Genomic DNA, 26,951 nt, shown 5'->3' on the forward strand with positions numbered 1-26,951 from the left:
AAATTAGGGGTGCAGTTAGTGGCTTTTGTTTTAGATATCTGTAACGATTGTTTCAGTCGTCTGTGGCAATTGTTTCAGTCGTCTGTGGCGATTGTTTTAGATATCTATGGATTGCGCTTTGTATATCTATGGATATACAACGGTAGATTTAATAAGAAACTGCAATGTTTATGTTTTTATACTATTACACATTAGAGGGGTTTATTTTGCTGTGCATTATGTATGTTTTTATGCGGCAATGCAGCGGTAAGGTTTATAGCAATTATGTTTTACTATATATAATAAGGTGTTCTGGAGAATATTAATTTTCTGCAGAACACCTTACTATATTATGGTTTATGGTGGTTTTTATATGTTGTTGGGTTTATTTTGCGGTTTCTCTTCGCTCTCTAATCACCTTTATTTGTCGCAACAAGTCGTTGTAGTGCAGCAAGTTGATGCCAGAACTTTGTGCAGCCTGTTGTTTGCAGAAAGTCTCCACTTTAGCCATTTGCTGTTCCATATAGAGCATAACATCAGAGTTAGAAGCTCGGTCGGCAGCAGTTGGTTTCTCTGTTTTCACTGGATTTAGCAATTCTTTTTTCACTGGATTTAGCAATACATTTAGCTGTTCTAAATATGTGCGTTCCAACAATCGGCGTGTAGCATTCTTCGTCTCGTTCGTTGCCGTTAGTGGTTTCCAAACGGCTTGGAACACATCGTTCAGATAGTCGGCAAACTGGTATGCGCCCTTTGCTTGTTGGTCTTTATACATCTTGTCGAGAAGTGCTCCGTTCATTAATACCTTTAGCACCCTACTTTGTTGTGCATTTATGTCGGCAATTATGTCTGTTCCAGCAACGTCGGTCATAGTAGCAGGATATAGCCACAGCGGAGCATCGAAGAGCTGTTTGGAGATATATTCTACAGCATCGCGTCCCTTTTGTGCCGGTGCCACTTCGTAAGGTTTCTGTCCTGGCATATTGTTAAGGTAGCGTCCGCCCACGTTTTTCAGCACGTGGTTAGTGTAGCGGTTAAATTGCGACAAAACACTTTGCCACATTTCAATGCGGTCTTTATACTGGTCGTTAGGTTGCTTGGTCCACTCTGGCAATGCAACAATAATGCGTTTTAAGTTCTTTATGCCATATTCGCTGGCTCTAACATTATCGTCTCCTAAATCTTCTGTTTGCGCACGAGGGTCCTCATTGCGTCCTTCTCCACCAAACCATAGGCGTGGGTTTTTAGCAAGAATAGCCGTTGTTTCGTCCATCAGCTTATCCTTTTCTTGCATTTCGTCTTTAAATTCAGGTCTATATTGGTATCCCCACTTTATCGCCCACTTGTCGTAGTCGTTTATTCGTGGAAAGAGTCCGCGTTCAGAAATTCCGTCTTCTGGTTGCGCAACATAGTTAAAGCGAGCATAGTCCATAATGCTGGCAGTGTGTCCGTGCTGTTCCACCCATTTTTTATCGCGTAGTTTTTCTACAGGTGTAGCGTGGCTTGCTCCCATATTGTGTCGCAAACCAAGCGTGTGTCCCACTTCGTGGCTCGATACAAATCGTATTAGTTCGCCCATTAAGTGGTCGTCCATTTTCATAGTTTGCGCTCTTTTGTCTAATGGTCCGCACTGTGTCATATACCATTTTGTAAGTAAATTCATTACGTTATGATACCAACAGATGTGACTTTCTATAATTTCGCCACTGCGTGGGTCTACAATTCGTGGACCGTAAGCATTTTCTATTTCGGCAGGTAAATATCGGAGTACGTTAAATCGTGCATCGTCTACACTCATAGTAGAGTCGTTCGGGAAGTCTTTTGCCAATATTGCATTCTTAAAACCAGCCGCTTCGAATGCAACATTCCAGTCTTCAATGCCTTTTTTTAGATAGGGCACCCACTTTTTAGGCGTAGCTGGGTCAATGTAGAACACAATGGGTTTAATGGGTTCTGTGAGCTGTCCGTTGCGGTAACGTCGTGGGTCTTTAGGTTCTAAACGGAAGCGCGAAATAAACTGTTCGCGGTCTGTTTTCGTCTGTTCATCGCTAAATATGGTATATCTATTGGTGAAATAGCCCACACGAGAGTCCCAAATACGCTTTCGCATAGGCACCTTCGGTAGCAAAACCATACTGGTGTTCAGGCTAATAGTAACCGATTCTGTATACGAAGCCGGTGTAGTAGATGGAGTGCTGTTATAGGTACGTGTAGTAGCCACCTCTATATTAATAGGGTAAACCTTCATGGTATCTATAAAAGTGCGGTCGGGTTGCAATGCGCCAAGTTTTAGTTGCTTTGCACTATTGGCAGATATGCTTACCACTCCGTTATCTTTCGCAAATAGAGGAGTAACATCTATGAGCTGTGCACCAGTAGTTTTGTTGCGTCCAATAATTTTGAACGAAGCTATAATAGGGTCTACTGTCGATGCTTTCAACGTTTTTGAGATACGACTGTTGGGGTCGGCTTCTTGCGAAAGAACGTAGGCGCGAAGCAACATTGTTTTGGCATTGCGTTGCTCAAAATATAGCGTTTGCTGGTTAATAGCTTCGCCAGAAAACTTACCAAAGCTTTGTGGCACACCTGTAAAACGTGTTACAGCCAATATATAGCGTCCAAGAAGAGAATCAGCAATTTCGAAATACCACTTATCATCTATGTGCCTTATAGTGAAAAGTCCATCTTGCACGCTACCAGTACGTTTAATAAGCTGGTCGTAAGGCAGTTCTTTCTCTTTGTCTTTCGCTGCCTTCTCTGTTCCGTTCAAATTATTCTCTTTTTGTTTTACAGCAGTAGTTTTATCGTCAGTAGAGTCTTTTACATTGCTGTAAATGCTTCTGTTGCTAGCAATTGAAACGCCGGCAGTCATACAGAATGCTATAAGGCAAGTCGCCATTTGTCTATTAATCATCATAATACGATTTATTGTTGTTTGAGCGAACAAAGATAGACAAAAAGCTACAAACTGCAAAATATATTGCATATTCTCGGCTATAAGATATATTAAATAAATACAAGTAAAATATGTTTATATATGTAAAGACTAACGAAAAACAGCTTTTACTTTTGTAAATTAATTTTTATAAAAAAGTAATAATTCCATTTATAAAGCATAAAAACTTTGGTTTTGTAGTCAAAAAACAGCTCTTTAGACAATAAAGGTACACATTTTACAATGTAAAGTAATATATTTTGTAGTGTACTGATTATAAAACAGTTGAACCATTATATAGCTTATAAAATATAATCACACCGTTTTAGGCATATTGTTCTATCTTTCTACTATTTTATTTGGGTATCCAGTACATTGCAAAAAAGCGATTTTAATAAAAAGATATTACAGTTTATGAATTTATATAGGTTAATTATTTATAAGTATATATATAATTCAGTTAAAGCGTTTGCGTGTGTTAAAGTTAATAATTACCTTTGCACCAGATACTTGGAACAATCACATTAGTTAAGATTATCGCTGAGTAAACTAAATAGGAGTGCCACTACATTATTGTTAAATCTATTATGTAACTCTCCTTGTATAAGTTAGATAAATGCGTAGTATAAATTAGATAAATATGTAGTAGAAGTTAGATAAATACGTAGTATAAATCTTTTATAAACCCAAAAATTTAAAAACGATGATGAAAAAGTACATTAAACCCAATGTAGTGTCAGTAGCAACAATATCAGAAGGCTGCTTATTGGCAGGTACAAATGGTGGAGATAATGGTGGTGTTAAACCTAAACCACGACCAGGTGGTCATGCTAAGGAGCAGCCATTGTTTGAATATGACACTGAATCAGAAGATGAAGAATCTGAAGATTTGAATTAAATAACGACAAAAAAAATATTAACTAATTCTTAAAATTATGAATTTTAAAAACGTTTACGCCACATTATTGTGTGTTGTAGCAATTGGTTTGACATCTTGTTCAAGCGAATTAAACAACGACGAAACAAACGCTTTAAATCCAAATGAAAATGCCGCACGTGAAGTAACAGTTTCTGCATCAAAAGGTGCGACAACCCGTTCTATCATCAATTTAAATGGTAAAGCACAATGGGAAAAGGGAGATGCCATTCTTGCTTACAACCTTGCTAACCCTCAAGGGTTCGATCAACTCCATGCAAGAACTCAAGGAGTGTATTCTAAATTTGATGGATCTATTAAATGTAAGGTAGGTGATGACTTGGCATTCTTCTATCCTTATCAAGATGAAAGCAAAAGTACTACACCAGGTACGTTAGAGTTAAATATGCAAGAAAACACCATTGAGAAAGATGGTGTAGCAGTAACTAAAGTTCAAGATGGTACGAGAGAAACCCTCAATCACTTTGATTATACTTGGGGAACATTAAAGAATATCAATTTCGATGGCCCTACTTTGCTTCAAGATATTGAATTCTCAAAGCAGTATTCAATCTTAAAGCTTGACTTTAAATACGAAGGTTTGGCGCTCAAAAACATTAAGAAGCTTACCATTAAGGGCATTACAACAAAGGCAACATTTGACTTAAAGACTGGAAAATTCACTAATCGTGTAAATGATGGTCTTACTATTGTACCCCCAACTCCTGTTGATGAACTCTATGTAATGGTATTCCCAGACGATAATTTCGAAGCTACCTATATTATAGAGACTGCAGATAACAAGACTTATACAATTCATGACTCAGGCTTTAAGCTTGATGTAGCATCATATTATGCTTATACTGTAGAGAAGGTTATCGACCCATGGATTGACGTTGACGGTGTTAAGTGGGGTAAATACAACTTGCAGTACGAACCAGGAACTAAGGTTGATGGCTGGCGCGATGCTTATCACCTTGCAAAGAACCCATGGGATTTCTTCTATACAGAAAGCTATCCATTGTACACAATGGGTCAAGTATTGCCACGTAACTTCGGTAACGACAAGTTCGATCACTTCCGTTGGGGCGACATTGCAAAGGCTCCTCACTATGGACACAGCAACTATCTCCACTATTGGACATCAACTCAAGACATTCAAAAGCAGGCTTCTACACGTGATGAGTTCGGCGATCTCGCTTACTACGCATCTAACAAAACATGGAGAATGCCTTCTAAGCACGACTTCGAGCACTTGATGAGCAGCACAGTAGGATATCTTGGCTACTACATTGATGGCGGAAAACCAGTTATCGGTGTACTCTATGTTCCAACAAACGACCGTTGTTTGAAGGGTACTACAAGATGGATTGGCGGCTCAAGACGTTCAAACATCAACTACACAGTTAATGTTGGTGTTTATGGAACAAACTGCTGCAGATTGTATAACTTCACAAAAGTGCAACTCGAAAATGGTGTATTCCTTCCATTCGCAGGCTCTTACCAGACCTATAATGATGGATGCCCACGCTTAGACAAGCCAGGAAGCCAAGCTCTTTATTGGACTTCTACAGGTTCAAACTGGAAGCAAGCAACTGCATTTACTGCATATTATCATAGCAATGGTTGCCTTTCTTTGCCAGTAGTTAGCACACATATTAACGCAACAAACCCAAAGAGCAATATGTATAGCATTCGTCCTATTTTTATAGGCGAACAACAGAAGTATAAAAAATAAAAGGGTTGGGGTTTATAAGAGAGATACATTTAATTCTTTCATAACTTGATTAGGAGAAGACCAGCGAATTTACGACAGTTGGTCTTCTCTTTTTTTATAGCTGTTATATAGGTTTGTTGGTTTTATCCAAAATGTATTTGGCAGCGAACATTCCGCAGAACATATATAATCCAAAACATATTTAGCAGCATTCATTCCACCATACGTGATTAATGCGAAATGTATTTAGCAGCATACATTCCGTAGGCGTAGGGGACCGATTTATCGTGCCCGTATCCACGAAATCACAAAAAAATATATTGCGTGGTCCAATTGTTTCATATATCAATAACAAGTGGGGAATGATGTGGAGGCGGGCGCGATAAATCGGTCCCCTACGCCTCACGGAGTGCACGTGGGAGGTATTGCACAACACAAGCAAACAGTGCGGAGATGGACACAGACGCATTCATTGACGCCCATTCAACAAGACGTATTTATTAAAAATGTATTTGACAGCATACATTCCACCATACGTGGTTTATCCAAAATGTGTTTAGCAGCGAACATTCCACCATACGTGGTTTATACAAAATGTGTTTAGCTGCAAACATTAAGTGAGGTGTAAGGCACCGATTAATAGTGCCCTTACACCCACAAAACAATAAAATTATGGTATATCTTGCTATCGCCGTGCGATATTTATAACGATTTTACTACCTTACGACCATTTACAATGTAAACACCTTTTGGCAAACTGTTAAGCTGTTTTGACATACGAACACCACTAACCGAATAGATGTTTTGCGTGTTTGCATCTTCGCCTTTAGCAGTAGCTATGCCCGCTGGGTTGTTCGTAATAACAACTTTAGTTTTCACAGGTTCGCCATTTAGTGCTATGCAATGTTTTGTTGGGTCGAACACAGCACCATCTGGTTGAGCTATAGTGCAGTCTGATAGCGTAATAGAAGCAAAGTCGCTAATAGAGCCAAACTGTGTTCCTATGGCTGTAACGTTGGCATTTTTTATGGTAAGATGCTCGTTATCGCCACCATCGCCAGCAATTCCGTACACCGTACTTTCGGCATTTACATTACAATTGTCTATTGTTAAATTGGTTTGATTGGCATAAATGGCACAATCTTTTACACTTTTAGCTGTTAGCGTTCCACCACCTGTTATAGTGAGCGGAGCTGTAAAGCTAATAGCCACATATTCGGTTGTAAAATTGTTGTTACCAATAAGCTTTATTGTTAGATTATCTGAGTGCGACACCACTGCATTTATAGCACCTGCAATAGACACATCTTTAAAGGTAAGAACGTTGGCTGTTGGGTCGTAAAGAATAGTTCCATTCACATAATCGAGTTTAGACAGTGTGTTGCAATTGGCTGAAGTAACGCGTCTGCCTGCCACCTCAAGGTCGTAATAGGTTAATTCTTGTGCTTTTATAACCACCTCGTCTTTCACCAATTCGTTGTTTAGAGCTATGCCGGCAAGACTTGCATCGAAGCTAGCGCCAGATGGTTTCACTATAGAACAGCCATTTAGCGATAGCGTTTGTATGCCGCACATACTGGCATAAGTGTTTCCTTTTGCTGTAACCGAAGAATTGTTAATGGTGATTTCGGCTCCTGCCATTTCGTTGCCGATAGACCCTTTGCTGTCTATTCCACTATTATCTATGGTTAGCGATGCGTTGGGTGCAACATAAATGCCAAAATCTTTGCCTGTAAGCGTCATTTTTCCACCGCCTGTAATGGTGCTTTTTGCTTTTTCAACACGAATAGCTGGTCCATCGGTAGAAGCGAGTGTGTTTTCACCTTCCATACGAATGGTAAGGTCGTCCATTGATGTTTTAATGGCTTCGTCGGTGCCATACACATTAATAGTGGCATCGTACAAACTTAGTACTTTCGTTGCTGGGTCGTAAAGCACTACTCCCTTACTACGTGGAAGGTCGTTACAATTGTCGGACGTAACTTGCGTACCAGCCACCCACAGCTGATAGGTTTCTATTTTTCCATCTTCTGTAATTAGAAGTTTTGCGCCATCGTTGTTCACTTCGTGCACAATGTGCATTGTGAATCGGTAGGTTTTTCCTGCTTCAAACTTATAATCGTTTCCCCGTGTGGGTCCGTCGGCATCGCCCGCAATCCATATTTTAGTGCCTGCCTGAGGCGCCACAATACAGAAATCGTATATACCAGCGGGTATGTCTATGCTTTCTTCGCCATCAACCACCATGTGTTTTGGTGTGGTAGATGGGTCGGCATTAGCAGGAATGGTATATTCGAAACCGCTGTAAAGATTGGCTGGCGGATTGTTATCGTCCCAAATAGGTCCTTCAACGGGAATTTTGTCGCCATACAGATTGTGGTCGGCATCTAACAACAACTGGTATCCGCTGCCGTCTCCCCACACATTGTGTGCTTCGAGAATAATTTTAGCTGTGCCTTGTGCCCATGTTTCTATAGGCATTGCAAACATTGTGATGAATAGAGCGGCTATTACCACAAACTTGTTTCTACGTAAATTTGGCTTCATCTTAACAAAATCTCCCTGTTTCAGTTCCTTTCCAGAACAGCGCCGTATCGGAGATTTGGGCGTGGTGTTAGGTTAATGAGAATATACTTTCTTACTGTTGTTAATGTTTGTTCCAAATTCATTAAAAGTGCGCTCTACCGCAACTTGTAACTATGTAATGGCACAAAGATAGTGTTTTTACACCTAAATGGCAAGCATTTCGTAATGTTTTTTCGTTCTATTTTTGCACAATTGCAACACCTTAAACCTAACATTATGTTGTTAAAGCTTTTACAAATTTTGTTTTCTCGTTGTGCATACCATCACAGCATATTGTATAGACAAAAGTAACTACAATGAGTTTGAAAGACTATAAAAACAGTGTGAACTTAACAGTATAAGCTATATATAATAATGTGTAACCAATAGTTTAATTCGAATGAGGCGTTAGTTTCAGATATCTATCGCAATTGTGACAGACGTCTGTCGTGATCGTTTCAGATATCTGTCGCAATCGAAACAGACGTCATATTTTTTGGTGCATCATATCAGCCTCATTCACAACTTGTTACAAACACCATATTTTATATATACTCACCAGTCCGAAAAACAAGTAAAATGGCTAACATTCAAACAAAAGAGAGCAAGAAATAACAGCAGAAACAAAATGTAATGATGCTACAGTTTAAAAAACAATTTATGTTAAGAGCCATTCAGCCATTATAACCACATAGTTTTTATATATAGCTGAAACCTTAACAGCCCATATCAGCCATTAAACAGAAATAAATAGCAAGTCTCTTAAACCCATATCTGTTGTTAAAGCCTAAACATATTGTGGTTTATTATAGAGTAGATTGGCTGACTTGGTAATGCAGGCGTAGCGGGCTACGTAAAATTACAAAGACAGGCAAGATACCGATAAGTACATATTGTGGTATAATAACAGATATGGGTTTAACCCATGTCTGTTATTAGAGCCTAAACATATTGTGGTTTATTATCGAGCAGATTGGCTGACTTGGTAATGCAGGCGTAGCGGGCTACGTCAAATTACAAAGACAGGCAAGATGCCGATAAGAAAACAAAAGATGTTAGGAAACAATGCAAAAGCGATAAGGACTATACATATTGTGGTATAATAACAGATATGGGTTAAATTTACGTTTGTAAAGCTGGCATTACAAAAAGGGCACATTTTTTATAGTTTTCTTGCAACATTAATAATTAATTTTGTAACTTTGCAAGCGTTTAAGATATCTTATACTCTAACATTTATGATGTAATATTATTATAGCTATATAGATTTATGTATTTTACACTTTTTATCACCGTCTTCATAACGGCAGCCTTTTTGGTTGTTGTAGCATACGTTACAGCTAAACTATTGGGTCCCCGTTCTTACAATCCGACGAAAGGTGAACCTTACGAGTGTGGTATTCCTACCTATGGCACATCATGGCTGCCAATGCACGTAGGCTACTACCTGTTTGCTATCCTTTTCTTGATGTTCGATGTAGAGACAGTGTTCCTTTACCCATGGGCGGTAGTGGTGAGCACGTATGGTGTCTTAGCGTTGGCAACAATCGGATTTTTTATGTTGGTGTTAGTTTTTGGCTTAGCTTACGCTTGGCGGAAAGGAGCGCTTGAATGGAAATAAGGAAACCTAAAATTAAGGCAATGCCTTACGATGAGTGGAAGGATAACAGCACTCTGGAGAAGATGGCAGACGATCTAAACAACGGAGGTACAAACCTTGTATTAGGAAGTCTCGACCAATTAATAAACTGGGGACGTAGCAACTCGCTATGGTCGCTTACATTCGCAACCTCTTGCTGTGGTATTGAATTTATGGCAGTGGGCTGCGCACGTTACGATTTCTCTCGATTTGGTTTCGAGGTTACCCGCAACTCTCCACGACAGGCAGACCTGATAATGTGTGCCGGAACCATAACAAACAAAATGGCACCAGCACTAAAACGCTTGTACGACCAGATGGCAGAGCCAAAATACGTAATAGCAGTGGGCGGCTGCGCAATATCTGGTGGTCCGTTTAAAGACAGCTATCACGTAATGCGTGGAATAGACGAAATTATTCCTGTAGATGTTTACATTCCTGGCTGTCCACCACGACCAGAAGCCATTATTTACGGAATGATGCAGCTACAACGTAAAGTGAAAATTGAGAAATTCTTTGGAGGTGCAAACCATAAACAAACTATCGAAGAAAGTAAACTTGGAGTTAGTAACGAAGAGTTAATATTCGAAGAAAAACTCGGAATATCTACCGAAGCGATAAAAGAAAAACGAGAAGCAGCATGGGAAGAAGCATATAAAGCTACACAGAAACCTGCTCGGCCAGCAGCTAAACCAGCACGGCCAGCAGCAAAACCTACCGATGCAGCAGCACCCAAAAAAGAAACAATCGTTGTAGACAAACCTGTAACGAAAGAAGATGTGGAAAAATTAGGCAAAGAGTTAGATAAGCTAAACGAAGCAGAAAATAAACAACAGCCTAACGACAACAATACAGCAGCTAACTAATAAATAAGGTACGGAAAATGAAATTAGAAAATAAAGAGTTTGGTTTTGAACGTTTTGCCAACGAAATGGCAAAACTGAAAAAGGAACAGCATTTCGACTACCTTGTAACAATAGTTGGAGAAGACTTCGGAACAGAAGAAGGTCTGGGCTGTATCTATATACTTGAAAATACGCAAACACACGAACGATGCTCTGTAAAACAACTTGCAAAACAGGTAGAACAAGAATATGTTATACCAACAGTATGCAATCTGTGGGCAGACGCCGACTTGTTAGAACGTGAGGTTTACGATTTCTTTGGCATTAAGTTCCTTGGACACCCCGATATGCGACGCCTCTTCTTAAGAAACGACTTCGTGGGTTATCCACTTCGCAAGGATTACGATATGGACCCTGCGAAGAATATGTATACCACAGAAGACGACATAGAAGTGGATACCACAACAGAATGGAACCTAAATGCAGATGGACAACTAACAGCAACCACACACCAGCTGTTTACTAACGACCAGTTTGTGGTGAACATCGGTCCACAGCACCCATCAACACACGGTGTATTGCGTTTGCAAACAGTGCTCGATGGCGAAAAAGTAGAACATATATATCCACACCTCGGATATATCCATCGTGGTATAGAAAAAATGTGCGAATCGTACACCTATCCACAAACACTCGCTCTGACCGACCGTATGAACTATCTTTCGGCTATGATGCACCGCCACGCATTGGTAGGCGTCATAGAAGAAGCAATGGGCATTGAACTATCGGAGCGTATTCTATATATTCGTACCATAATGGACGAATTGCAACGCATAGACAACCACTTGCTCTACACGTCGTGCTGCGCACAAGACTTAGGTGCACTTACAGCAATGCTCTACGGTATGCGCGACCGCGAACACGTTTTGAACGTAATGGAAGAAACTACTGGTGGACGACTAATTCAAAACTATTATAGAATAGGTGGATTGCAAGACGACATAGACCCGAACTTTGTAGAAAACACAAAGAAGCTCTGCAAATATCTAAGACCAATGATACAAGAGTATCTCGATGTCTTCGGCGATAACGTCATCACACATCAACGCTTTGTTGGCATAGGTCCAATGGACGAAAAAGAGTGCATCAGCTATGGCGTAACAGGTCCGGCAGGACGTGCAAGCGGCTGGCGTAACGATGTTCGTAAACACCACCCATATACCGTTTACGACAAAGTGGACTTCGAAGAGGTGGTAATGACGGGTGGAGACTCTATGGATCGCTACTATTGCCACATTAAGGAAATGTACCAAAGTTTGAATATCATTGAACAACTCATCGATAATATACCCGAAGGCGACTTCTATATAAAACAGAAGCCAATCATTAAGGTGCCAGAAGGTCAGTGGTACTTTTCTGTTGAAGGCGCAAGTGGTGAATTTGGTGCATATCTTGACTCGCGAGGCGACAAGAGCCCATATCGCTTAAAGTTCCGTCCAATGGGTCTAACATTGGTAGGAGCAATGGACAAGATGCTGAAAGGACAGAAAATAGCCGACCTTGTAACAACAGGCGCAGCACTCGATTTTGTTATTCCAGACATCGATCGCTAAGAGAAAAACTATATATAAATAATGAATTAAGAAATAAATCATATACATGTTCGATTTTAGTATAGTAACAAGATGGTTCGACGAGCTACTAAGACAAACTTTGGGGCTCGGCAATTTCAGCGCAATTCTTATAGAGTGTGTGCTCGTAGGCGTAGCTATCATCGTGGGTTATGCCGTGCTCGCCATCATTCTTATTTTTATGGAACGTAAGGTTTGTGCTTACTTCCAGTGCCGTATCGGTCCAGTTCGCGTGGGTTGGTGGGGTACATTACAGGTGTTTGCCGATGTACTGAAAATGCTTATCAAGGAGATATTCACCGTAGATAAAGCCGATAAACTGCTTTACTACCTTGCACCATTCCTCGTAATAGCAGCATCTATCGGCACATTCTCGTTCCTTCCATGGAATAAAGGCGCAGCCGTACTCGACTTCAACGTAGGAATATTTCTTGTAACAGCCATTAGCTCCATCGGAGTGTTAGGCGTATTTATCGCTGGTTGGGCAAGTAACAATAAGTATTCTGTGCTCTCTGCTATGCGTGCAGCCGTTCAAATGATATCTTACGAACTCTCATTGGGCATCTGCCTCATATCAGCCGTAGTACTTACGCGTACTATGCAGATATCTGGCATCGTTGAAGCACAAACAGGTCCGTGGCAATGGCTTATCTTCCAAGGGCACATTCCTGCCCTGTTAGGCTTCATCGTGTTCTGTATTGCAGGTAACGCAGAAGCAAACCGTGGTCCGTTCGACCTTGCCGAAGCCGAAAGTGAGCTTACAGCAGGCTACCACACAGAATATAGTGGTATGGGATTCGGCTTCTACTATTTGGCAGAATATCTGAACCTCTTTGTAATATCAGGTCTTGCAACTACAATATTCCTTGGCGGTTGGGCACCTATTAATATAGGTATAGAAGGTTTTGATAACCTAATGAACCTTATTCCAGGTATTGTTTGGTTCCTTGGAAAGACCTTTGTAGTAGTATTTCTTCTTATGTGGATACGCTGGACATTCCCCCGTTTACGTGTAGACCAAATATTAAAGCTCGAGTGGAAATATCTTATGCCACTCAGTCTTGTTATATTGGTGCTTATGACAGTGTGCGTAGCGTTCGGTTGGACATTCAAAATCGCATAACAAGATAATCGTAAAGTAAATTAAGAATTCATTGTTCTAATGGAAAATAAAGAATCATATTTCGGTGAAATTGGAAATGCTTTCAAGACATTGGCAACAGGTTTGAAGACTACTATGAAGGAATACTTCACGCCTAAGTCTACTGAGCAATATCCAGAAAACCGTAAAACAACTCTCCACGTAGCACCACGACACCGCGGACGTTTAGTTTTTAAACGAGACGAAAACGAAAACTACAAATGCGTAGCGTGCCTTATGTGCGAGAAAGCATGTCCAAACGGTACAATTCGCATAGCAAGCGAAATGCGCGAAGACCCAGAAACAGGTAGAAAGAAACGTGCACTGCTCGACTATCAATACGATTTGGGCGACTGTATGTTCTGCCAATTGTGTGTAAACGCTTGCAACTTCGATGCTATTGAGTTTACAAATGACTTCGAAAATGCTGTTTTCGACCGTTCAAAACTAGTATTGCACCTAAACGAAGAAGTATATAAGGGAGGATCATTACCTAACCTTATAGATGGTGGCGCCAATTGGACAGTAGGAACATTTAATACAAAAAAGAAATAAAGAGGAGATAAAGTTATGGCTAATTTAATTGTGTTTGCGATTTTAGCGGTAGTAATACTTGCCTCTGCAGTATTCTGCGTGTCTACAAAACGCATCATGCGAGCTGCAACAGCATTGCTGTTTGTGCTCTTTGGCGTAGCAGGACTTTATTTCCTGCTCGACTATACATTCCTTGGTGCTGCTCAAATCAGCATCTATGCTGGTGGTATCACCGTAATGTATGTATTTGCAATTCAGTTGGTAAGCAAGCGAACACTTCAGGGTTTATCGGAAAGATGGCTTGGGAAACGTACCATTCTTGCTGGAGCTATTGCGCTTGTGGGTCTTGCAACCGTATTAGGCGTATTCTTAAAGAATAAGATTTTCAGCGAATTAGTATCTACCAACACTGCCGATACAGAAGTTTCAATGCAAGTGATAGGTAAAACACTTATGAGTCCAGACAAATATGGCTATGTATTGCCATTCGAATTCATATCGGTTTTCTTGTTAGCATGCATTATTGGAGGTTTGGTTATTTTGAATAAACAGAAGAAAGAAGAGGAGGTAAAAGAATAATGATACCAGTAGAATATTTCTTTGTCCTTAGTGGCTTATTGTTCTTTATAGGAGTCTTTGGCTTTGTTACTCGACGTAATTTAGTAGCAATGCTCATTTCCATAGAGTTAGTTCTCAATAGCGTAGACCTTAACTTTGCAGCTTTCAACCGTTTGCTTTATCCCGATGGATACGAAGGTATGTTCTTCACTATCTTCTCTATTGGTGTAAGCGCAGCCGAGTCTGCTGTTGCATTAGCTATTATTATTAATGTTTACCGACACTTGCACAGCGATCAGGTGAACAGTATTGAAAATATGAAATTATAAAAAAGAGCTATGTTTGATTACGCATTTTTAATACTTCTTCTACCTTTTCTAAGCGCAATCGTATTGGGATTGGCAGGTATGAAGATGCCTAAACCGATGGCAGGAATCATCGGTACATGCATGTTGGGCGTGCTTTTTGTCTTGAGTCTCTACACAGCCTATCAGTATTTTTTCTATACTGGCGAATACACAGCAATGGGGCAAACCTTCCATGTTGTAGATGGACGCTTGGCAAGTGGCGTTTACCCCACTGTAACTGTATTCAACTTAACGTGGTTGAAGTTCTCTGAGTTATTGACATTTAATATTGGTTTCCGTCTAAGTCCTATCAGTGTAATGATGCTTGTTGTTATTACCACTGTAAGCTTTATGGTTCATATCTATTCGTTTGGCTATATGGCAGAACGTGATAAGAACTATAAGTTTGAAGAATACGAACACGGTTTCCAACGTTTCTATGCTTACTTGTCATTGTTCACAATGTCAATGTTAGGTTTGGTAGTAGCAACCAACGTTTTCCAGATGTATCTCTTTTGGGAGTTGGTTGGTGTATGCTCTTACTTGCTTATTGGTTTTTACTATCCAAAGCACACTGCTGTGCATGCAAGCAAGAAGGCGTTCATTGTTACTCGTTTTGCAGATTTATTCTTCTTAATAGGTATTCTGTTCTTCAGTTTCTATGTTAAGACGTTCAACTTTGACCTCTCTGCAGATGGGGCTTTAGCTACTCAACTGCACAACATAGCTTCAGACCCTGCAACGGCGTGGGCTATACCAACAGCTCTATTCCTAATGTTTATAGGTGGTGCGGGTAAATCGGCTATGTTCCCTCTTCACATCTGGTTGCCAGATGCTATGGAGGGTCCAACACCAGTGTCGGCACTTATCCACGCTGCTACGATGGTGGTTGCAGGTGTATTCCAGGTAGCAAGTCTATTCCCTATATATATTAAGTATGGAGCTATCGAGCAACTTCATTGGATTGCTTATATTGCAGCGTTCACTGCTTTCTATGCTGCAGCCGTAGCATGTTGTCAGCGCGATATAAAGCGTGGCTTAGCCTTCTCCACTATTTCGCAAATAGCTTATATGCTTGTTGCGCTTGGTGTTTGCTATGCTATCGACAACGAAGAAGGTGGTTTAGGCTATATGGCATCTATGTTCCACTTGTTCACCCACGCTATGTTTAAGGCGTTGTTATTCCTCTGCTCTGGTGCTATCATCGTTATTATTGGTAGCAATTTCAAGGAATATATGGGCGGATTGCACAAGTATATGCCAATCACAAATGCTTGTTTCCTCATTGGTTGCATTGCCATTAGTGGTGTATGGCCCTTTGCTGGTTTCTTCTCTAAAGACGAGATTGTAAGCGCTTGCTTCCAATTCTCACCCGTTTTAGGTTGGTTTATGACTTTAGTTTCTGGTATGACGGCATTCTATATGTTCCGTTTGTATTACGTTATCTTTTGGGGCAAGTCTTATTACGAGGAAGACCCTGAAACACGTCGCCGTCCACAAGAAGTTCCATTTGTTATGTGGGGACCATTAGTATTCCTCGCTATCATTTCAATCTTTGCTGGTTGGATTCCATTCGGACACTTTGTTTCTGCAACCGGACAAAGCGCAGACATTCACCTACAGCACTTCCATTTCTCAAGTGTAGCTTGGTTTAGTCTCTTGGCAGCAGCCATCGGCATTAGTCTTGCTACATGGATGTATATGCCTAAGAACAATCCTGTTGCCGATAAGCTTGCTAAAAGTATGCCAGGACTCCACAAGGCAGCTCTCAACAGATTTTATATTGACAACGCTTGGCAATTCTTTACGCATAAGATTGTTTTCCGTTGCTTCTCTATTCCAATTGCGTGGTTCGACCGCCACGTCATCGACGGCACTTTCAACTTCCTTGCTTGGGGTACTCAAGAGGCAGGCGAAAGCATTCGTCCATGGCAGAGTGGCGATGTTCGTCAGTATGCAATTTGGTTCATTACAGGAACTGTGGCTTTAACATTAGTAATACTTTGCTTGATATAAAGAGATGAGTTGGATATTAACAATATTTGTAATAATCCCCGTACTGATGCTTCTCGGCCTTTGGGTCGCTAAGAACGACAATCAGGTACGCGGCGTGATGGTAGCAGGTGCCTCTGCTTTGTTGATTGGTGCAATATGGCTCACCATCTATTTTGTGCAACAACGTGCTGCAGGAAATACCGATACTATGCTATTGGCTAATTCGGCTATGTGGTTTAAACCGTTAAACATAGCTTTCGCTGTGGGTGTTGATGGTATTTCGGTGGTAATGATTTTGCTTTCGGCTATCATTGTTTTCACAGGCACATTTGCCAGTTGGCAACTCGAACCAATGAAGAAGGAATATTTCCTTTGGTTTGTTTTACTCTCATCTGGTGTGTTCGGTTTCTTTATTTCAACCGATATGTTCACCATGTTTATGTTCTACGAGGTTGCGCTGATACCTATGTATCTTCTTATTGGAGTTTGGGGAACAGGTGCAAAAGAGTATTCTGCCATGAAACTTACCCTTATGTTAATGGGAGGTTCAGGCTTACTCATCTTTGGTTTCCTTGGTATTTACTACTTCAGTGGCGGCTCTACAATGGACGTAATAGAACTTGCAAAGATGCACGCAATGTCGAAAACAGCGCAAAATATCTTCTTCCCATTTGTATTCATTGGCTTTGGCATACTCGGAGCGTTGTTCCCATTCCACACATGGTCGCCCGATGGACATGCTTCAGCCCCTACGGCTGTGTCTATGCTCCACGCTGGTGTATTAATGAAGCTGGGTGGCTATGGCTGTTTGCGTATTGCTATGTACATTATGCCTGATGCGCTCGAGATGTGGGCACCTGTGTTCCTTATTCTTACAACCATTTCGGTGGTTTATGGTGCGCTCTCTGCCTGTGTACAAACCGACTTAAAGTACATTAATGCTTACTCTTCGGTTTCACACTGTGGTATGGTGCTCTTCGCATTGGTTATGACAACACAAACTGCCATAACGGGTGCTATTCTTCAAATGCTATCTCACGGTTTAATGACAGCTTTGTTCTTCGCTTGTATTGGTATGATTTATCACCGTGCTGGTACGCGCGACGTTCGATACCTTGGCGGCTTAATGAAGGTTATACCATTCCTCGCCGTTTCGTATGTAGTGGCTGGTTTGGCTAACCTTGGTTTGCCTGGTTTCTCTGGTTTCGTTGCCGAAATGACCATCTTTATTGGTTCGTTCGAAAACTCAGGAATGTTCCACCGTGTTTGCACCATTGTGGCATGTACGTCTATTGTTATTACAGCAGTTTATATTCTTCGCGTGGTGGGAAAAATTCTATTCCAAACCATTCCAAACAAGAAGTTCTACGAATTGCACGATGCCAGCTGGGACGAGCGCTTCGCTATTGCGGGCCTCATCTTCTGCGTTGCTGGTCTTGGTATATGCCCATTATTCTTCGAGAATATGATTATAGATGCTGTTCACCCTATATTCGAGCACATCATTGAATACGTTCCACAATTAGGTAATTTATAATAATAAAGTAGCAATATGAATTATAATGATTTCTTTAAAATGATACCAGAGGCAAGTCTTGTTGCCATTCTGATAATCCTTTTCGTTGCTGACTTTATTTCAGCAAAGACCGAAGAACGCAAATGGTTCAATCCGTTGGCTTCCGCACTCTTGCTTGCCAACACTGTGGTTTGTATGCTCCAGTTGCAACCTGAAGATGCATTCGGAGGAATGTATACCACGTCTACCGCAATTAATGTTATGAAAACTATCCTTGCTTTTGGTACTTTCATCGTAGTATTGCAGAGCCGTGTATGGGCAGAAAAAAGCGGGAAAGAAGGCGAATTTTATATGTTAGCTGTCTCTACACTTTTGGGTATGGAGGTTATGATGAGCGCAGGAAACTTCCTTATGTTCTTCTTGGGCTTAGAAATGGCATCTGTTCCAATGGCGTGTGTTATTGCTTTCGATGCTTATCGCAACAATTCGGCTGAAGCAGCAGCTAAATTTATACTCACAGCAACTTTCTCGAGCGGTGTAATGCTCTATGGCATTAGCTTCCTTTATGGTGCGTACGGCACTATGTATTTTACCGATATCGCAACTAATTTGCAAGCCACTCCGTTCACCATTATGGGATTGGTATTCTTCTTCAGTGGTCTTGGCTTTAAAATCTCGCTCGTCCCATTCCACTTCTGGACTGCCGACACTTATCAAGGTGCACCCACCACAGTTACAGGCTACCTCAGTGTTATTTCTAAAGGTGCAGCAGCCTTTACACTTTTAAGCATTTTGTTCCACGTTTTCGGCGGAATGATTGCCTATTGGCACGTGCTTATGATGATTGTGGTTGCACTTTCTATCACCGTAGCCAACCTTTTTGCCATTCGTCAAGGCGAATTGAAACGTTTCATGGCGTTCAGTTCAATCTCGCAAGCAGGCTACATCATGCTTGCAGCATTGGGCAACAGCTGGGAATCGTCTGTAGCCGCATTAAGCTATTACGTTCTTATATATGTGGTTGCCAATATGGCGGTGTTCACCATTATTGCCGTTGTAGAACAAAACAATGGTGGCAAAACAAACATTGCCGACTATAATGGATTCTACAAAACCAATCCACGCCTTAGCTTCCTTATGACTATTGCAATGTTCTCGCTGGGTGGTATACCACCATTTGCAGGAATGTTCTCTAAATTCTTTGTGTTTATGTCGGGCGTAAAAGGTGCCGACATAGCTACAAGCGAGGGAGCGTGGACTTACGTAATACTGTTTGTTGCACTCATAAACACTGTGGTTTCGCTCTACTACTATCTAAAAATAGTTAAGGCGATGTATATAAACCACAGCGATGCTCCTATGCCAACTTTCAAGAGCGATTGCAACACAAAGTTTGCTCTTGCTGTTTGCACCACTGGCATCATACTGTTTGGTGTTTGCAGCTACGTTTACGAATGGATTGCAGCAGCCATTTAAGCAGAATTAGAATATTGCTTTAAATAATAAAAGTGTCTAAAGGTATAGTTCCTTTAGGCACTTTTTTATTTCAACAGAAAACAGGCAGAGAACTTACAAATAGCACCTACTTCTTACGCATAAACAAAACAGCATATCGCAAACATTAAGGCTCTTCGGTTTCAGATATCTCTCACGCTCGTCTCAGATATCTGTCACGCTCATCTTAGATATCTGTCAATAGCGTTTCACACATCACAACACAAACAGTAGCCTTTATAGCACTATACCATACCAACAATGAGAGCTTAATTTGGTAGAAAAGCCAAACCAACCATAAACAAACAAAATATTCTGCAAACAAATACGTTATTCTTATATGAGAGTTCTTTTCGCTTCATTTCTACTATTGTCTTGCACATTTTTAAAAGCGCAAAACACCACAATTGTTGAGCATCAACACCTTACATTCTGTGGAATTTCGCTCAACAATACAGCCACAGCCTTTGCCGATTCGCTAATGGCAAAAGGTTTTAAAACAGAAACAGCCCCACCCCAACTGCCCATAAACAAAACCAACACTATTCTTAGCGGACGTTTCGAAAGCATTCCTTGCATCGTTGAAATAGGAAAAAACACCAACGAACAAGTAGACACGGTGCGCATTTTCTTCACCAACGTAAACAATCCACTACGAAGCTACCGAATATTAACCAATATTTATCGCACCCGTTACGGCAATCCCATCTTCGAAAACTACTACGAAACACACCTCTTGCCACACGATGCGCAACAGCAACTGGCAACCGACCCTTTTGTAACAACATTTTCTGCCAATGGTGGCACAGTTCAATTTTCGTTGCAATACAATTCTCGTCAATACGAATACATCTACACCCTACTGCTTATCAACACTAAGAATGCCCAACCAGTGCTTTCTAACACCGACGATGTTATAGTATGGTGATAGCCGCCAAAGCACCACACGTCAAAATTCTTATTGAATGTTAGTTAGAAGTTATTTCTCCTTCAATAATAGGCAATAACATAGCAACTTTACATACATTGGGTATAAAATATTTTTTCATAAGCATTAAACCTCTCTGTAAAATCTCGTTTAGAGCAACACCGTAGCAGAGGTATAGGGCGTTTTGTTTGTTTTATTAGATTGTTGTTTTATATGCTTTTATGTGTGCAAATATAATATTTTAATTTCATATTGCAAACTATTTTTACACTTACTTTGCTTAATTGCGCTAAAAACACAACAAACTATAACACCTTAATATCTCAAAGCACCAAAAAACACATAAAAGCAATTGTTCGCTAACTATTCCACAGATGCTTATTTCTGCGTCCTAAAAAAACAAAAAACAATCGCCCACAATATAAAAGGTAGATTCAAAAGAAGCATTACACATTATACATAATAGGCATATACACAACACAAAAGCGAGAAAGCCAATCGGCTGGTCTATTTAGTCTGCTATATATATTTAAAATACAGTATCCGAAACACTATTATTGTAACACTTCCGTCTACATTTTCGATGAGGTTTTTAATTCAATTCATAGAAATCGCCTTCATCATTAATGCGATAAACGGTTATGTGGGCTTTCTTTCCATCTACAGTTTTTACGTATATAGTTCCGTCAGAGTATATTGCAAAACTTTCTTTTTCGTTGTTGTAAGAGCTGAAGGCTAAGACGTTGATGCAGTTATCGATATTTATAGAGTTGTTTCGATAGGTGAATATAAGGAACTCATCGTCCTCGTTATAGTTTAAACAAACAAATATGGGGAAGCCTTTATAGCTGGGTAGTTTCACAAAATCGAACCCCTTGCCGTTTTGTATCTCCTCTATGCGGTCTCCAGCAACCGCCTTAAGTTTTCTTTTATATGCACGTATGTTGTATTGTTGGGCGTGTTTGCTGCTCATTTCCTTATCAATATCTTTATATAAATCGGCATCTGTATACACTAAATGTGCTGTTGGAGAAGGCAGCCCTTGGTCTTTTCGCCTGATGTACTTGTATACTCCGACATATCCTTTGCAGTATAATGCAAGATATTTGCCCGTGTAAATGTATTCCAGCATATCGCTGTAAACGTCTTTCATAGTGGATTGCAGAAGCAGAACGGGGACAGATTTGGTAATGTTGATGCCTAAATTGGCAAAATATTTTGTGAGATAAGAATAGTAAAGGGCATCGCGTTGATACATAAAAGGGTCGCGTACGGTGCTACAAACCTTCAGTTTCTTGCCGTTTAAGTAAAGTATTGAGTCGCCGAAAAGCTTTATTTTCATACTTTTCAGTTCATCAATGGGACTGCTATCCGAGTTTCCTGTGTAGTCTTTATACCACACAAGTTCCCAGCTATCCTCCGTTTTATACTTCATAGCTGCATATTTTGCATGGATAGCGTCCCAGTTTGTGGTGGCATTGTTATTTCTCTGCTCTTTCGTATCGCTTTTCTCCTGCAACAGACTTTTCGCTTTGCCATTGCGTTGCACTGCTTTTGTTGATGCTAAGTTTGCGTTAGTTTGGCGGCAACCTACAAAGAAAAGGAGACCAACCAATATATAAAACATTCTTTTCGTCATACTGTTATGCTGTTTTAGTTGTTCTATTATGTTGATGTCAGGCATATTTGCTGTGGCGGTGCGTTACCTTTTCTCCAACATTTTTACAATTTTTGCCAACTTTTGGCTACGTGCAATAGAGATGGGAGTTTGCCCTGTATTGTTCTTTACATTTCGTTTTGCCCCGTGTTTCAGCAGCAATTGCACCATGTTTGTATTCTTCTTCTCTACCGCAACTATTAAAGGAAAACTTACATTATCGCCTCCGAGATTGCCTACGCCATCGGCTTTTGCACCACTTTCTAATAAAAGAGATGCCATTGGAACGTTGTTCAGGTCGCAACACATCATCAACGGGCACAGCCCATCTTCGTTATAAGGCTGGTTAGGATCGGTTCCTAACGCCAACAACTGCTTTACAAGATTCATATCGGCATTGTTTATAGCCATATAAAGAGCATCGTACATAAACACATCGTCAGAGCAAACACAGCCAATATCAGCCTTTCTTTCAATAAGTTTCTGTGTAGCAGTCTTGTTTTTATACAGTAATGCATACCCCAAAAGTGTATAAGCGTGATAATTGTCTGCAGCTATCAGCGAGTCGATGTTGCCAATGTGCTTAATGTTGGCATCGAGTTCGGCAAGATTATTTGCCTTTATTGCCTTTATTGCCAGTGCATAATAATTTTTGTGCGTTACAGTTTTGCGCACTGTTGGTTGTCTTTTTCTAATAGGTTGTGCATAGTTTGCCGTAGCAAAGGCTACCAGTATGATGCACAAAATTAGGCTTCTGAATCTTTCCATAGTTGCATTTGCTTATATCATCAGGTTGTCCGCTGCTTGCATCCTTGCTGTTTTATATTCATTGGTTATGCGTTTCGATTTTATTCTTTCGGGTATTCCTTGTCCACAATATGCTTAATTCGGCAGTTGCGAACGAGTAAAGAAGTTAGCAAACAACAATGACTGTTGGAAACAAAGTTATAAAAATAACTTTATACACCCTTCATTTTCTGCCTACCTTTTTGTATAATTAACAGTCGTTTTAGGCTCTCCGTATCCATTTGTTCCTACCCTTTCTACAAACAAAAACACCGTCAATGGTTGTACATAGCAATCTATCACATAGCTCGTTAGAACAATTCACACACCCAATATACCTATATGCTCTTTCAAAAACCCACTTTTTGCGTTGTAAAAACCCCCTTTTTGCACGCCAAAAACCATACTTTTACACGGCAAAAACCATACTTTTGTATGACGATTATGTAACATACAGATAAAGAACAAGTTACAAACATTCTGTGAGATATTCACATTCACCCACGAAATGCGTTGCGAACGATTTGCAACAACATAACATTCAAAAAACAAAAACCATACTTTTGCATTGCAGATTACACCTTATTATATATATATCACACTTCTAACCAGAGAGTAGACCCCTTAAATTGTATCACAATTCATTGTAATAGCATCAACTTTGCCCCCATTTCGTTAAATAGAAACATAGCATCTGCTCCCCATTTCAGATGATGTTTAAAAAATAAAATAACCATACAAGGGCATTTTAAACACTAAAACAAATAGAACATATACCCTAATGTAGGTATTTTTGTACTAAAGTAAACCATTTTTACCTAAAAATACATAACATTTAGGTATTGCACCAACAGAGAAAAAGAACTACTTTTGCAATCGATTATTATAAGTATATACAACAAAAAAGGTAGATTTTATGAGCAGGATAATCACAACATTATTTGCAGGAGCTTTGTTGTGTGGATTAACAACTACAGCAAAGGCACAAATAAATGCGGTAGATTCGGTGATGAACCATGTAAAAGGAAACAGACTTAGCTTAGGAGGATATGGCGAAGCAGCCTTTTCGCGCAATTTTTATAGCGACAACGGAAACCGCTACACTACACCACGACTTTATAAAAACGACCCCAGCCATGGCAGATTTGATATCCCCCATGCAGTAATCTATTTAGGATACAACTTCGGAAAGGGTTGGAGTATGGGCTCAGAAATAGAATTTGAACATGGTGGATCTGGCTCTTCAATAGAATACGAGGCAGATGAAGCCATTGAATTTGAGAACGAAACCGAAAAAGGAGGCGAGGTTGAACTAGAACAATTCTGGCTTCAGAAATCGTTTGGAAGTGCATTTAATATCAGAGCAGGACACATTGTAGTGCCTTTCGGATTAGTAAACGCACACCACGAACCGCTGAACTTCTTCACCGTATATCGCCCAGAAGGCGAAAATACCATACTTCCAAGCACATGGCACCAGACTGGTGTATCGTTTTGGGGACGTAAAGGCGACTTCAAATACGAGGCACAATTCATCGCAGGCTTAGATGCTTACCACTTCAGCCGTGCCAATTGGATTCAGAAAGGTACATCAAATCCATTCGAATTCGAGGTTGCTAACAAGTATGGAGCACTCGTACGCATCGACAACTATTCTGTTCCAGGCTTACGCATAGGCGTTAGTGCATACACAGGACAGTCTATGCACAACAATGTGCCACACGATAGCGAACGCGGAGCAAAGAAAAAGATAAAAGGAAACATCTATCTTGGTAGCTTAGACTTTACATACAATCGCTACAATTGGATAGCACGAGGGAATATAGACTATGGTTACGTTAGCAATGCAAAGGAAATTTCTAACTTGGCATACCCTAACACACAATACGTTAAGCCATACGAAACAGGAAACGGAAAGTATTTTGGCAGCCACGCAATGGCTATGATGTTCGAGTTTGGTTACGATATCTTCTCACAATTTAGTAAGTTGCGTGCCGACAACCAACGTCTTTATCTCTTCGGACACATTGAACACTACGACTCTTACATACATGGCACAACCAAAAAGTGGACTAACAAAACCATTTTTGCTGCTGGTGTAAACTACTATCCAATACCACAGATAGCCATAAAGGCAGAATATAACTATCGAAACCTCAAGAAAGGATACAACGACGAACCAGCTATCAACATTGGAGTTGCATACGAAGGCTTCTTCCTATAAGGAGAAACACACCACGTTTGCAACCCACAAAGAATGCAACTGACTAACTAAAAGATATTTTATTTCATCAAATAAAATCATAAACATTAAGTTTTTAATTCAGACAACAATGAAAAAGGTAACAAAATTAGCAATGCTTCTGCTTGCAGGAACCCTCTCAACAGGTTTCGTTTCATGTAGCAGTAGCGACGATGTAACACCAAGTCCGCTCGTAACAGAGGAACAACAAACAACTCTCGAACAGGCAGAAAGTGCTAGTAAAGCAAATGCACAGAAAACAGAAATGGGTAAGATTATTTCTAACTATCTCGATGCAGTTATTAAACCAACATATCAAGATTTGGCTAACAAGGCAGATGTTCTCTACAAAACATGCCAAAACCTTTACCAAAAACGTAAGGCTGGAACACTAACACAGAACGATATAGACGCAGCTTGCGCAGCTTTCAAAGATGCAAGACGCGATTGGGAACAGAGCGAAGCATTCCTTTATGGTGCCGCTACCGATAACCAAATCGACCCACATATCGACTCTTGGCCTCTCGACCATAGCCAATTGACACAAGCTTTGAACAATGCTGATGTTATTGCAGGTATTACTGGCGAGAATCCAGCTAAGTATGTGTACGAAAATAACAGTAGCTTCGACTCAGTACTTGGCTTCCACGGATTGGAATTCGTGCTCTTCCGCAATGGTCAAAACCGTACAGTTGCTGCCTTTAACGCAGAAAAAGAAACCGAAGCAGGCCTTACTTCTGTTAAGACTATAGACGAAGCTGCCTTCGCAGTTGCCGTTGCTGGCGACCTTCGCAATATGACTTATCTGTTGGAATACGGCTGGTTAGGACTTTCAACACCTACTTCTCATCAAGAGCAATTGGCAAATGCAATGTGGGTTATCAATGGAACACGTTACCACGGACTATCTGCTAAGAACATACCATACCGCGATTTCTTGCGCTATGCTACTACAGAACAAGGCTGGTTCCCAACATGGCACGAAGCATTACAGAACATATTCGATGGCGGTTGTGGCAACATTTGCAACGAAGTAGCCGAACAAAAACTTGGTCAGGCATACCGTGTTGCAACTGGAACTGGTACATCTGAAGATGCAGCAAACTACATTGAGTCTCCTTATAGCAAGCGTTCTTTCCAAGATTATCAGGACAATATCTACTCTATTAAGAACTCTTTGTATGGTGTTCGTGGTACAGAGAACATCTCAACTCCAGTAGATAACTCTATCATGAACTTCCTAAAGAAGTACAATTACGCTGGATACAACGACTTGAACAATGCACTTAACGAAGCTATTGGTGCTTTGGAAACTGCAAAGAAGAGTGGTGTTGCATTCATAGATAACCCTGGTGCAGCTCAGGTTAAGAACTGTATTGATAAGGTACAAGCACTCAATGATGAACTTGGAAAGGCAGGAGCATGGATTAACCAACAGGTTGATAAATAAGCCTCGAGGTTTAATCTAACTACTAAAGATATTAGAGACGTAGCTTTGCCATACGGTAAGGCTACGTTTTCGAACA

Annotated in this window: 19 protein-coding genes; 15 read left to right on the forward strand and 4 right to left on the reverse strand. The window is 40.4% G+C overall.

What is annotated here, in order from left to right:
- Window positions 1-364: 364 nt before the first annotated feature.
- The gene (locus DX009_RS10075) at window positions 365-2,896 is read right to left on the reverse strand and encodes a zinc-dependent metalloprotease (protein ID WP_115084068.1); all 2,532 of its coding nucleotides are present in this window, start codon (window positions 2,894-2,896) and stop codon (window positions 365-367) included.
- Between the two features lie 721 nt (window positions 2,897-3,617).
- Here DX009_RS10075 and DX009_RS10080 point away from each other — a divergent pair.
- Window positions 3,618-3,812 carry a hypothetical protein gene (locus DX009_RS10080; protein WP_006046339.1) on the forward strand — a complete coding sequence of 65 codons (195 nt, stop codon included), beginning with the start codon at window positions 3,618-3,620 and terminating at the stop codon, window positions 3,810-3,812.
- A gap of 37 nt (window positions 3,813-3,849) precedes the next feature.
- Entirely contained in the window at window positions 3,850-5,568 is a 1,719-nt protein-coding gene (locus tag DX009_RS10085) for a fimbrillin family protein (protein ID WP_115083983.1), read from the forward strand.
- Window positions 5,569-6,249: 681 nt separating this feature from the next.
- On the opposite strand, the gene DX009_RS10090 is transcribed toward DX009_RS10085, so the two are convergent.
- Window positions 6,250-8,094 carry a DUF2436 domain-containing protein gene (locus DX009_RS10090; RefSeq protein ID WP_115083984.1) on the reverse strand — a complete coding sequence of 615 codons (1,845 nt, stop codon included), beginning with the start codon at window positions 8,092-8,094 and terminating at the stop codon, window positions 6,250-6,252.
- A 1,288-nt stretch (window positions 8,095-9,382) separates the two neighbouring features.
- Here DX009_RS10090 and DX009_RS10095 point away from each other — a divergent pair.
- The 11 genes from DX009_RS10095 (at window position 9,383) to DX009_RS10145 (ending at window position 20,740) form a co-directional block, all read left to right on the forward strand.
- Complete coding sequence (locus tag DX009_RS10095; protein ID WP_006046344.1) at window positions 9,383-9,733, forward strand: NADH-quinone oxidoreductase subunit A; 351 nt, start codon at window positions 9,383-9,385, stop codon at window positions 9,731-9,733.
- A complete protein-coding gene (locus DX009_RS10100; RefSeq protein ID WP_115083985.1) occupies window positions 9,724-10,617 on the forward strand; it encodes an NADH-quinone oxidoreductase subunit B in 894 nt (297 codons plus the stop codon). The genes DX009_RS10095 and DX009_RS10100 overlap by 10 nt, the downstream gene beginning before the upstream one ends.
- Window positions 10,618-10,634: 17 nt before the next feature.
- The gene (locus DX009_RS10105) at window positions 10,635-12,209 is read left to right on the forward strand and encodes an NADH-quinone oxidoreductase subunit D-related protein (protein WP_006046347.1); all 1,575 of its coding nucleotides are present in this window, start codon (window positions 10,635-10,637) and stop codon (window positions 12,207-12,209) included.
- 46 nt (window positions 12,210-12,255) lie between these two features.
- The gene (gene nuoH, locus DX009_RS10110) at window positions 12,256-13,350 is read left to right on the forward strand and encodes an NADH-quinone oxidoreductase subunit NuoH (RefSeq protein WP_006046348.1); all 1,095 of its coding nucleotides are present in this window, start codon (window positions 12,256-12,258) and stop codon (window positions 13,348-13,350) included.
- A 39-nt stretch (window positions 13,351-13,389) separates the two neighbouring features.
- Complete coding sequence (locus tag DX009_RS10115) at window positions 13,390-13,923, forward strand: NuoI/complex I 23 kDa subunit family protein (RefSeq protein WP_006046349.1); 534 nt, start codon at window positions 13,390-13,392, stop codon at window positions 13,921-13,923.
- A 15-nt stretch (window positions 13,924-13,938) separates the two neighbouring features.
- Window positions 13,939-14,481, forward strand: a complete 543-nt coding sequence (locus DX009_RS10120; protein WP_115083986.1) for an NADH-quinone oxidoreductase subunit J family protein — start codon at window positions 13,939-13,941, stop codon at window positions 14,479-14,481.
- A complete protein-coding gene (gene nuoK / locus DX009_RS10125; RefSeq protein ID WP_004361841.1) occupies window positions 14,481-14,789 on the forward strand; it encodes an NADH-quinone oxidoreductase subunit NuoK in 309 nt (102 codons plus the stop codon). The genes DX009_RS10120 and nuoK overlap by 1 nt, the downstream gene beginning before the upstream one ends.
- A 9-nt stretch (window positions 14,790-14,798) precedes the next feature.
- Entirely contained in the window at window positions 14,799-16,823 is a 2,025-nt protein-coding gene (locus DX009_RS10130) for an NADH-quinone oxidoreductase subunit 5 family protein (RefSeq protein WP_115083987.1), read from the forward strand.
- 4 nt (window positions 16,824-16,827) lie between these two features.
- Entirely contained in the window at window positions 16,828-18,339 is a 1,512-nt protein-coding gene (locus tag DX009_RS10135; RefSeq protein WP_115083988.1) for a complex I subunit 4 family protein, read from the forward strand.
- 15 nt (window positions 18,340-18,354) lie between these two features.
- The gene (locus DX009_RS10140) at window positions 18,355-19,794 is read left to right on the forward strand and encodes an NADH-quinone oxidoreductase subunit N (protein ID WP_006046353.1); all 1,440 of its coding nucleotides are present in this window, start codon (window positions 18,355-18,357) and stop codon (window positions 19,792-19,794) included.
- 358 nt (window positions 19,795-20,152) lie between these two features.
- On the forward strand, window positions 20,153-20,740 hold the full coding sequence (locus tag DX009_RS10145; RefSeq protein WP_115083989.1) for a hypothetical protein: 588 nt from the start codon (window positions 20,153-20,155) through the stop codon (window positions 20,738-20,740).
- A gap of 592 nt (window positions 20,741-21,332) precedes the next feature.
- Here DX009_RS10145 and DX009_RS10150 read toward each other — a convergent pair.
- A complete protein-coding gene (locus tag DX009_RS10150) occupies window positions 21,333-22,424 on the reverse strand; it encodes a hypothetical protein (protein ID WP_115083990.1) in 1,092 nt (363 codons plus the stop codon).
- An 18-nt stretch (window positions 22,425-22,442) separates the two neighbouring features.
- Window positions 22,443-23,165, reverse strand: a complete 723-nt coding sequence (locus DX009_RS10155) for an ankyrin repeat domain-containing protein (protein ID WP_115083991.1) — start codon at window positions 23,163-23,165, stop codon at window positions 22,443-22,445.
- A gap of 934 nt (window positions 23,166-24,099) precedes the next feature.
- Between DX009_RS10155 and DX009_RS10165 the strand changes: the two genes are divergently transcribed.
- Together DX009_RS10165 and DX009_RS10170 are read left to right on the forward strand one after the other, a co-directional pair.
- The gene (locus DX009_RS10165) at window positions 24,100-25,407 is read left to right on the forward strand and encodes a hypothetical protein (protein ID WP_115083993.1); all 1,308 of its coding nucleotides are present in this window, start codon (window positions 24,100-24,102) and stop codon (window positions 25,405-25,407) included.
- A 109-nt stretch (window positions 25,408-25,516) separates the two neighbouring features.
- Window positions 25,517-26,875 (forward strand): imelysin family protein, encoded by a 1,359-nt coding sequence (locus DX009_RS10170; RefSeq protein ID WP_115083994.1) that lies wholly within the window; start codon window positions 25,517-25,519, stop codon window positions 26,873-26,875.
- Window positions 26,876-26,951: the final 76 nt, after the last annotated feature.

Source organism: Prevotella pallens (genome assembly GCF_900454935.1).
In the GTDB taxonomy this organism is placed as follows: Bacteria; Bacteroidota; Bacteroidia; order Bacteroidales; family Bacteroidaceae; genus Prevotella; species Prevotella pallens.

Excerpts from the sequence above, each read along its gene's own strand:
- DX009_RS10130 (WP_115083987.1), top strand. The coding sequence starts at position 14,799 with ATGTTTGATTACGCATTTTTAATACTTCTTCTACCTTTTCTAAGCGCA.
- DX009_RS10080 (WP_006046339.1), top strand. The coding sequence starts at position 3,618 with ATGATGAAAAAGTACATTAAACCCAATGTAGTGTCAGTAGCAACAATA.
- DX009_RS10140 (WP_006046353.1), top strand. The coding sequence starts at position 18,355 with ATGAATTATAATGATTTCTTTAAAATGATACCAGAGGCAAGTCTTGTT.
- DX009_RS10135 (WP_115083988.1), top strand. The coding sequence starts at position 16,828 with ATGAGTTGGATATTAACAATATTTGTAATAATCCCCGTACTGATGCTT.
- DX009_RS10095 (WP_006046344.1), top strand. The coding sequence starts at position 9,383 with ATGTATTTTACACTTTTTATCACCGTCTTCATAACGGCAGCCTTTTTG.
- DX009_RS10075 (WP_115084068.1), bottom strand. The coding sequence starts at position 2,896 with ATGATGATTAATAGACAAATGGCGACTTGCCTTATAGCATTCTGTATG.
- DX009_RS10145 (WP_115083989.1), top strand. The coding sequence starts at position 20,153 with ATGAGAGTTCTTTTCGCTTCATTTCTACTATTGTCTTGCACATTTTTA.
- DX009_RS10165 (WP_115083993.1), top strand. The coding sequence starts at position 24,100 with ATGAGCAGGATAATCACAACATTATTTGCAGGAGCTTTGTTGTGTGGA.
- DX009_RS10150 (WP_115083990.1), bottom strand. The coding sequence starts at position 22,424 with ATGCCTGACATCAACATAATAGAACAACTAAAACAGCATAACAGTATG.
- nuoK (WP_004361841.1), top strand. The coding sequence starts at position 14,481 with ATGATACCAGTAGAATATTTCTTTGTCCTTAGTGGCTTATTGTTCTTT.
- DX009_RS10115 (WP_006046349.1), top strand. The coding sequence starts at position 13,390 with ATGGAAAATAAAGAATCATATTTCGGTGAAATTGGAAATGCTTTCAAG.
- DX009_RS10120 (WP_115083986.1), top strand. The coding sequence starts at position 13,939 with ATGGCTAATTTAATTGTGTTTGCGATTTTAGCGGTAGTAATACTTGCC.
- DX009_RS10105 (WP_006046347.1), top strand. The coding sequence starts at position 10,635 with ATGAAATTAGAAAATAAAGAGTTTGGTTTTGAACGTTTTGCCAACGAA.
- nuoH (WP_006046348.1), top strand. The coding sequence starts at position 12,256 with ATGTTCGATTTTAGTATAGTAACAAGATGGTTCGACGAGCTACTAAGA.
- DX009_RS10100 (WP_115083985.1), top strand. The coding sequence starts at position 9,724 with ATGGAAATAAGGAAACCTAAAATTAAGGCAATGCCTTACGATGAGTGG.
- DX009_RS10090 (WP_115083984.1), bottom strand. The coding sequence starts at position 8,094 with ATGAAGCCAAATTTACGTAGAAACAAGTTTGTGGTAATAGCCGCTCTA.
- DX009_RS10170 (WP_115083994.1), top strand. The coding sequence starts at position 25,517 with ATGAAAAAGGTAACAAAATTAGCAATGCTTCTGCTTGCAGGAACCCTC.
- DX009_RS10085 (WP_115083983.1), top strand. The coding sequence starts at position 3,850 with ATGAATTTTAAAAACGTTTACGCCACATTATTGTGTGTTGTAGCAATT.
- DX009_RS10155 (WP_115083991.1), bottom strand. The coding sequence starts at position 23,165 with ATGGAAAGATTCAGAAGCCTAATTTTGTGCATCATACTGGTAGCCTTT.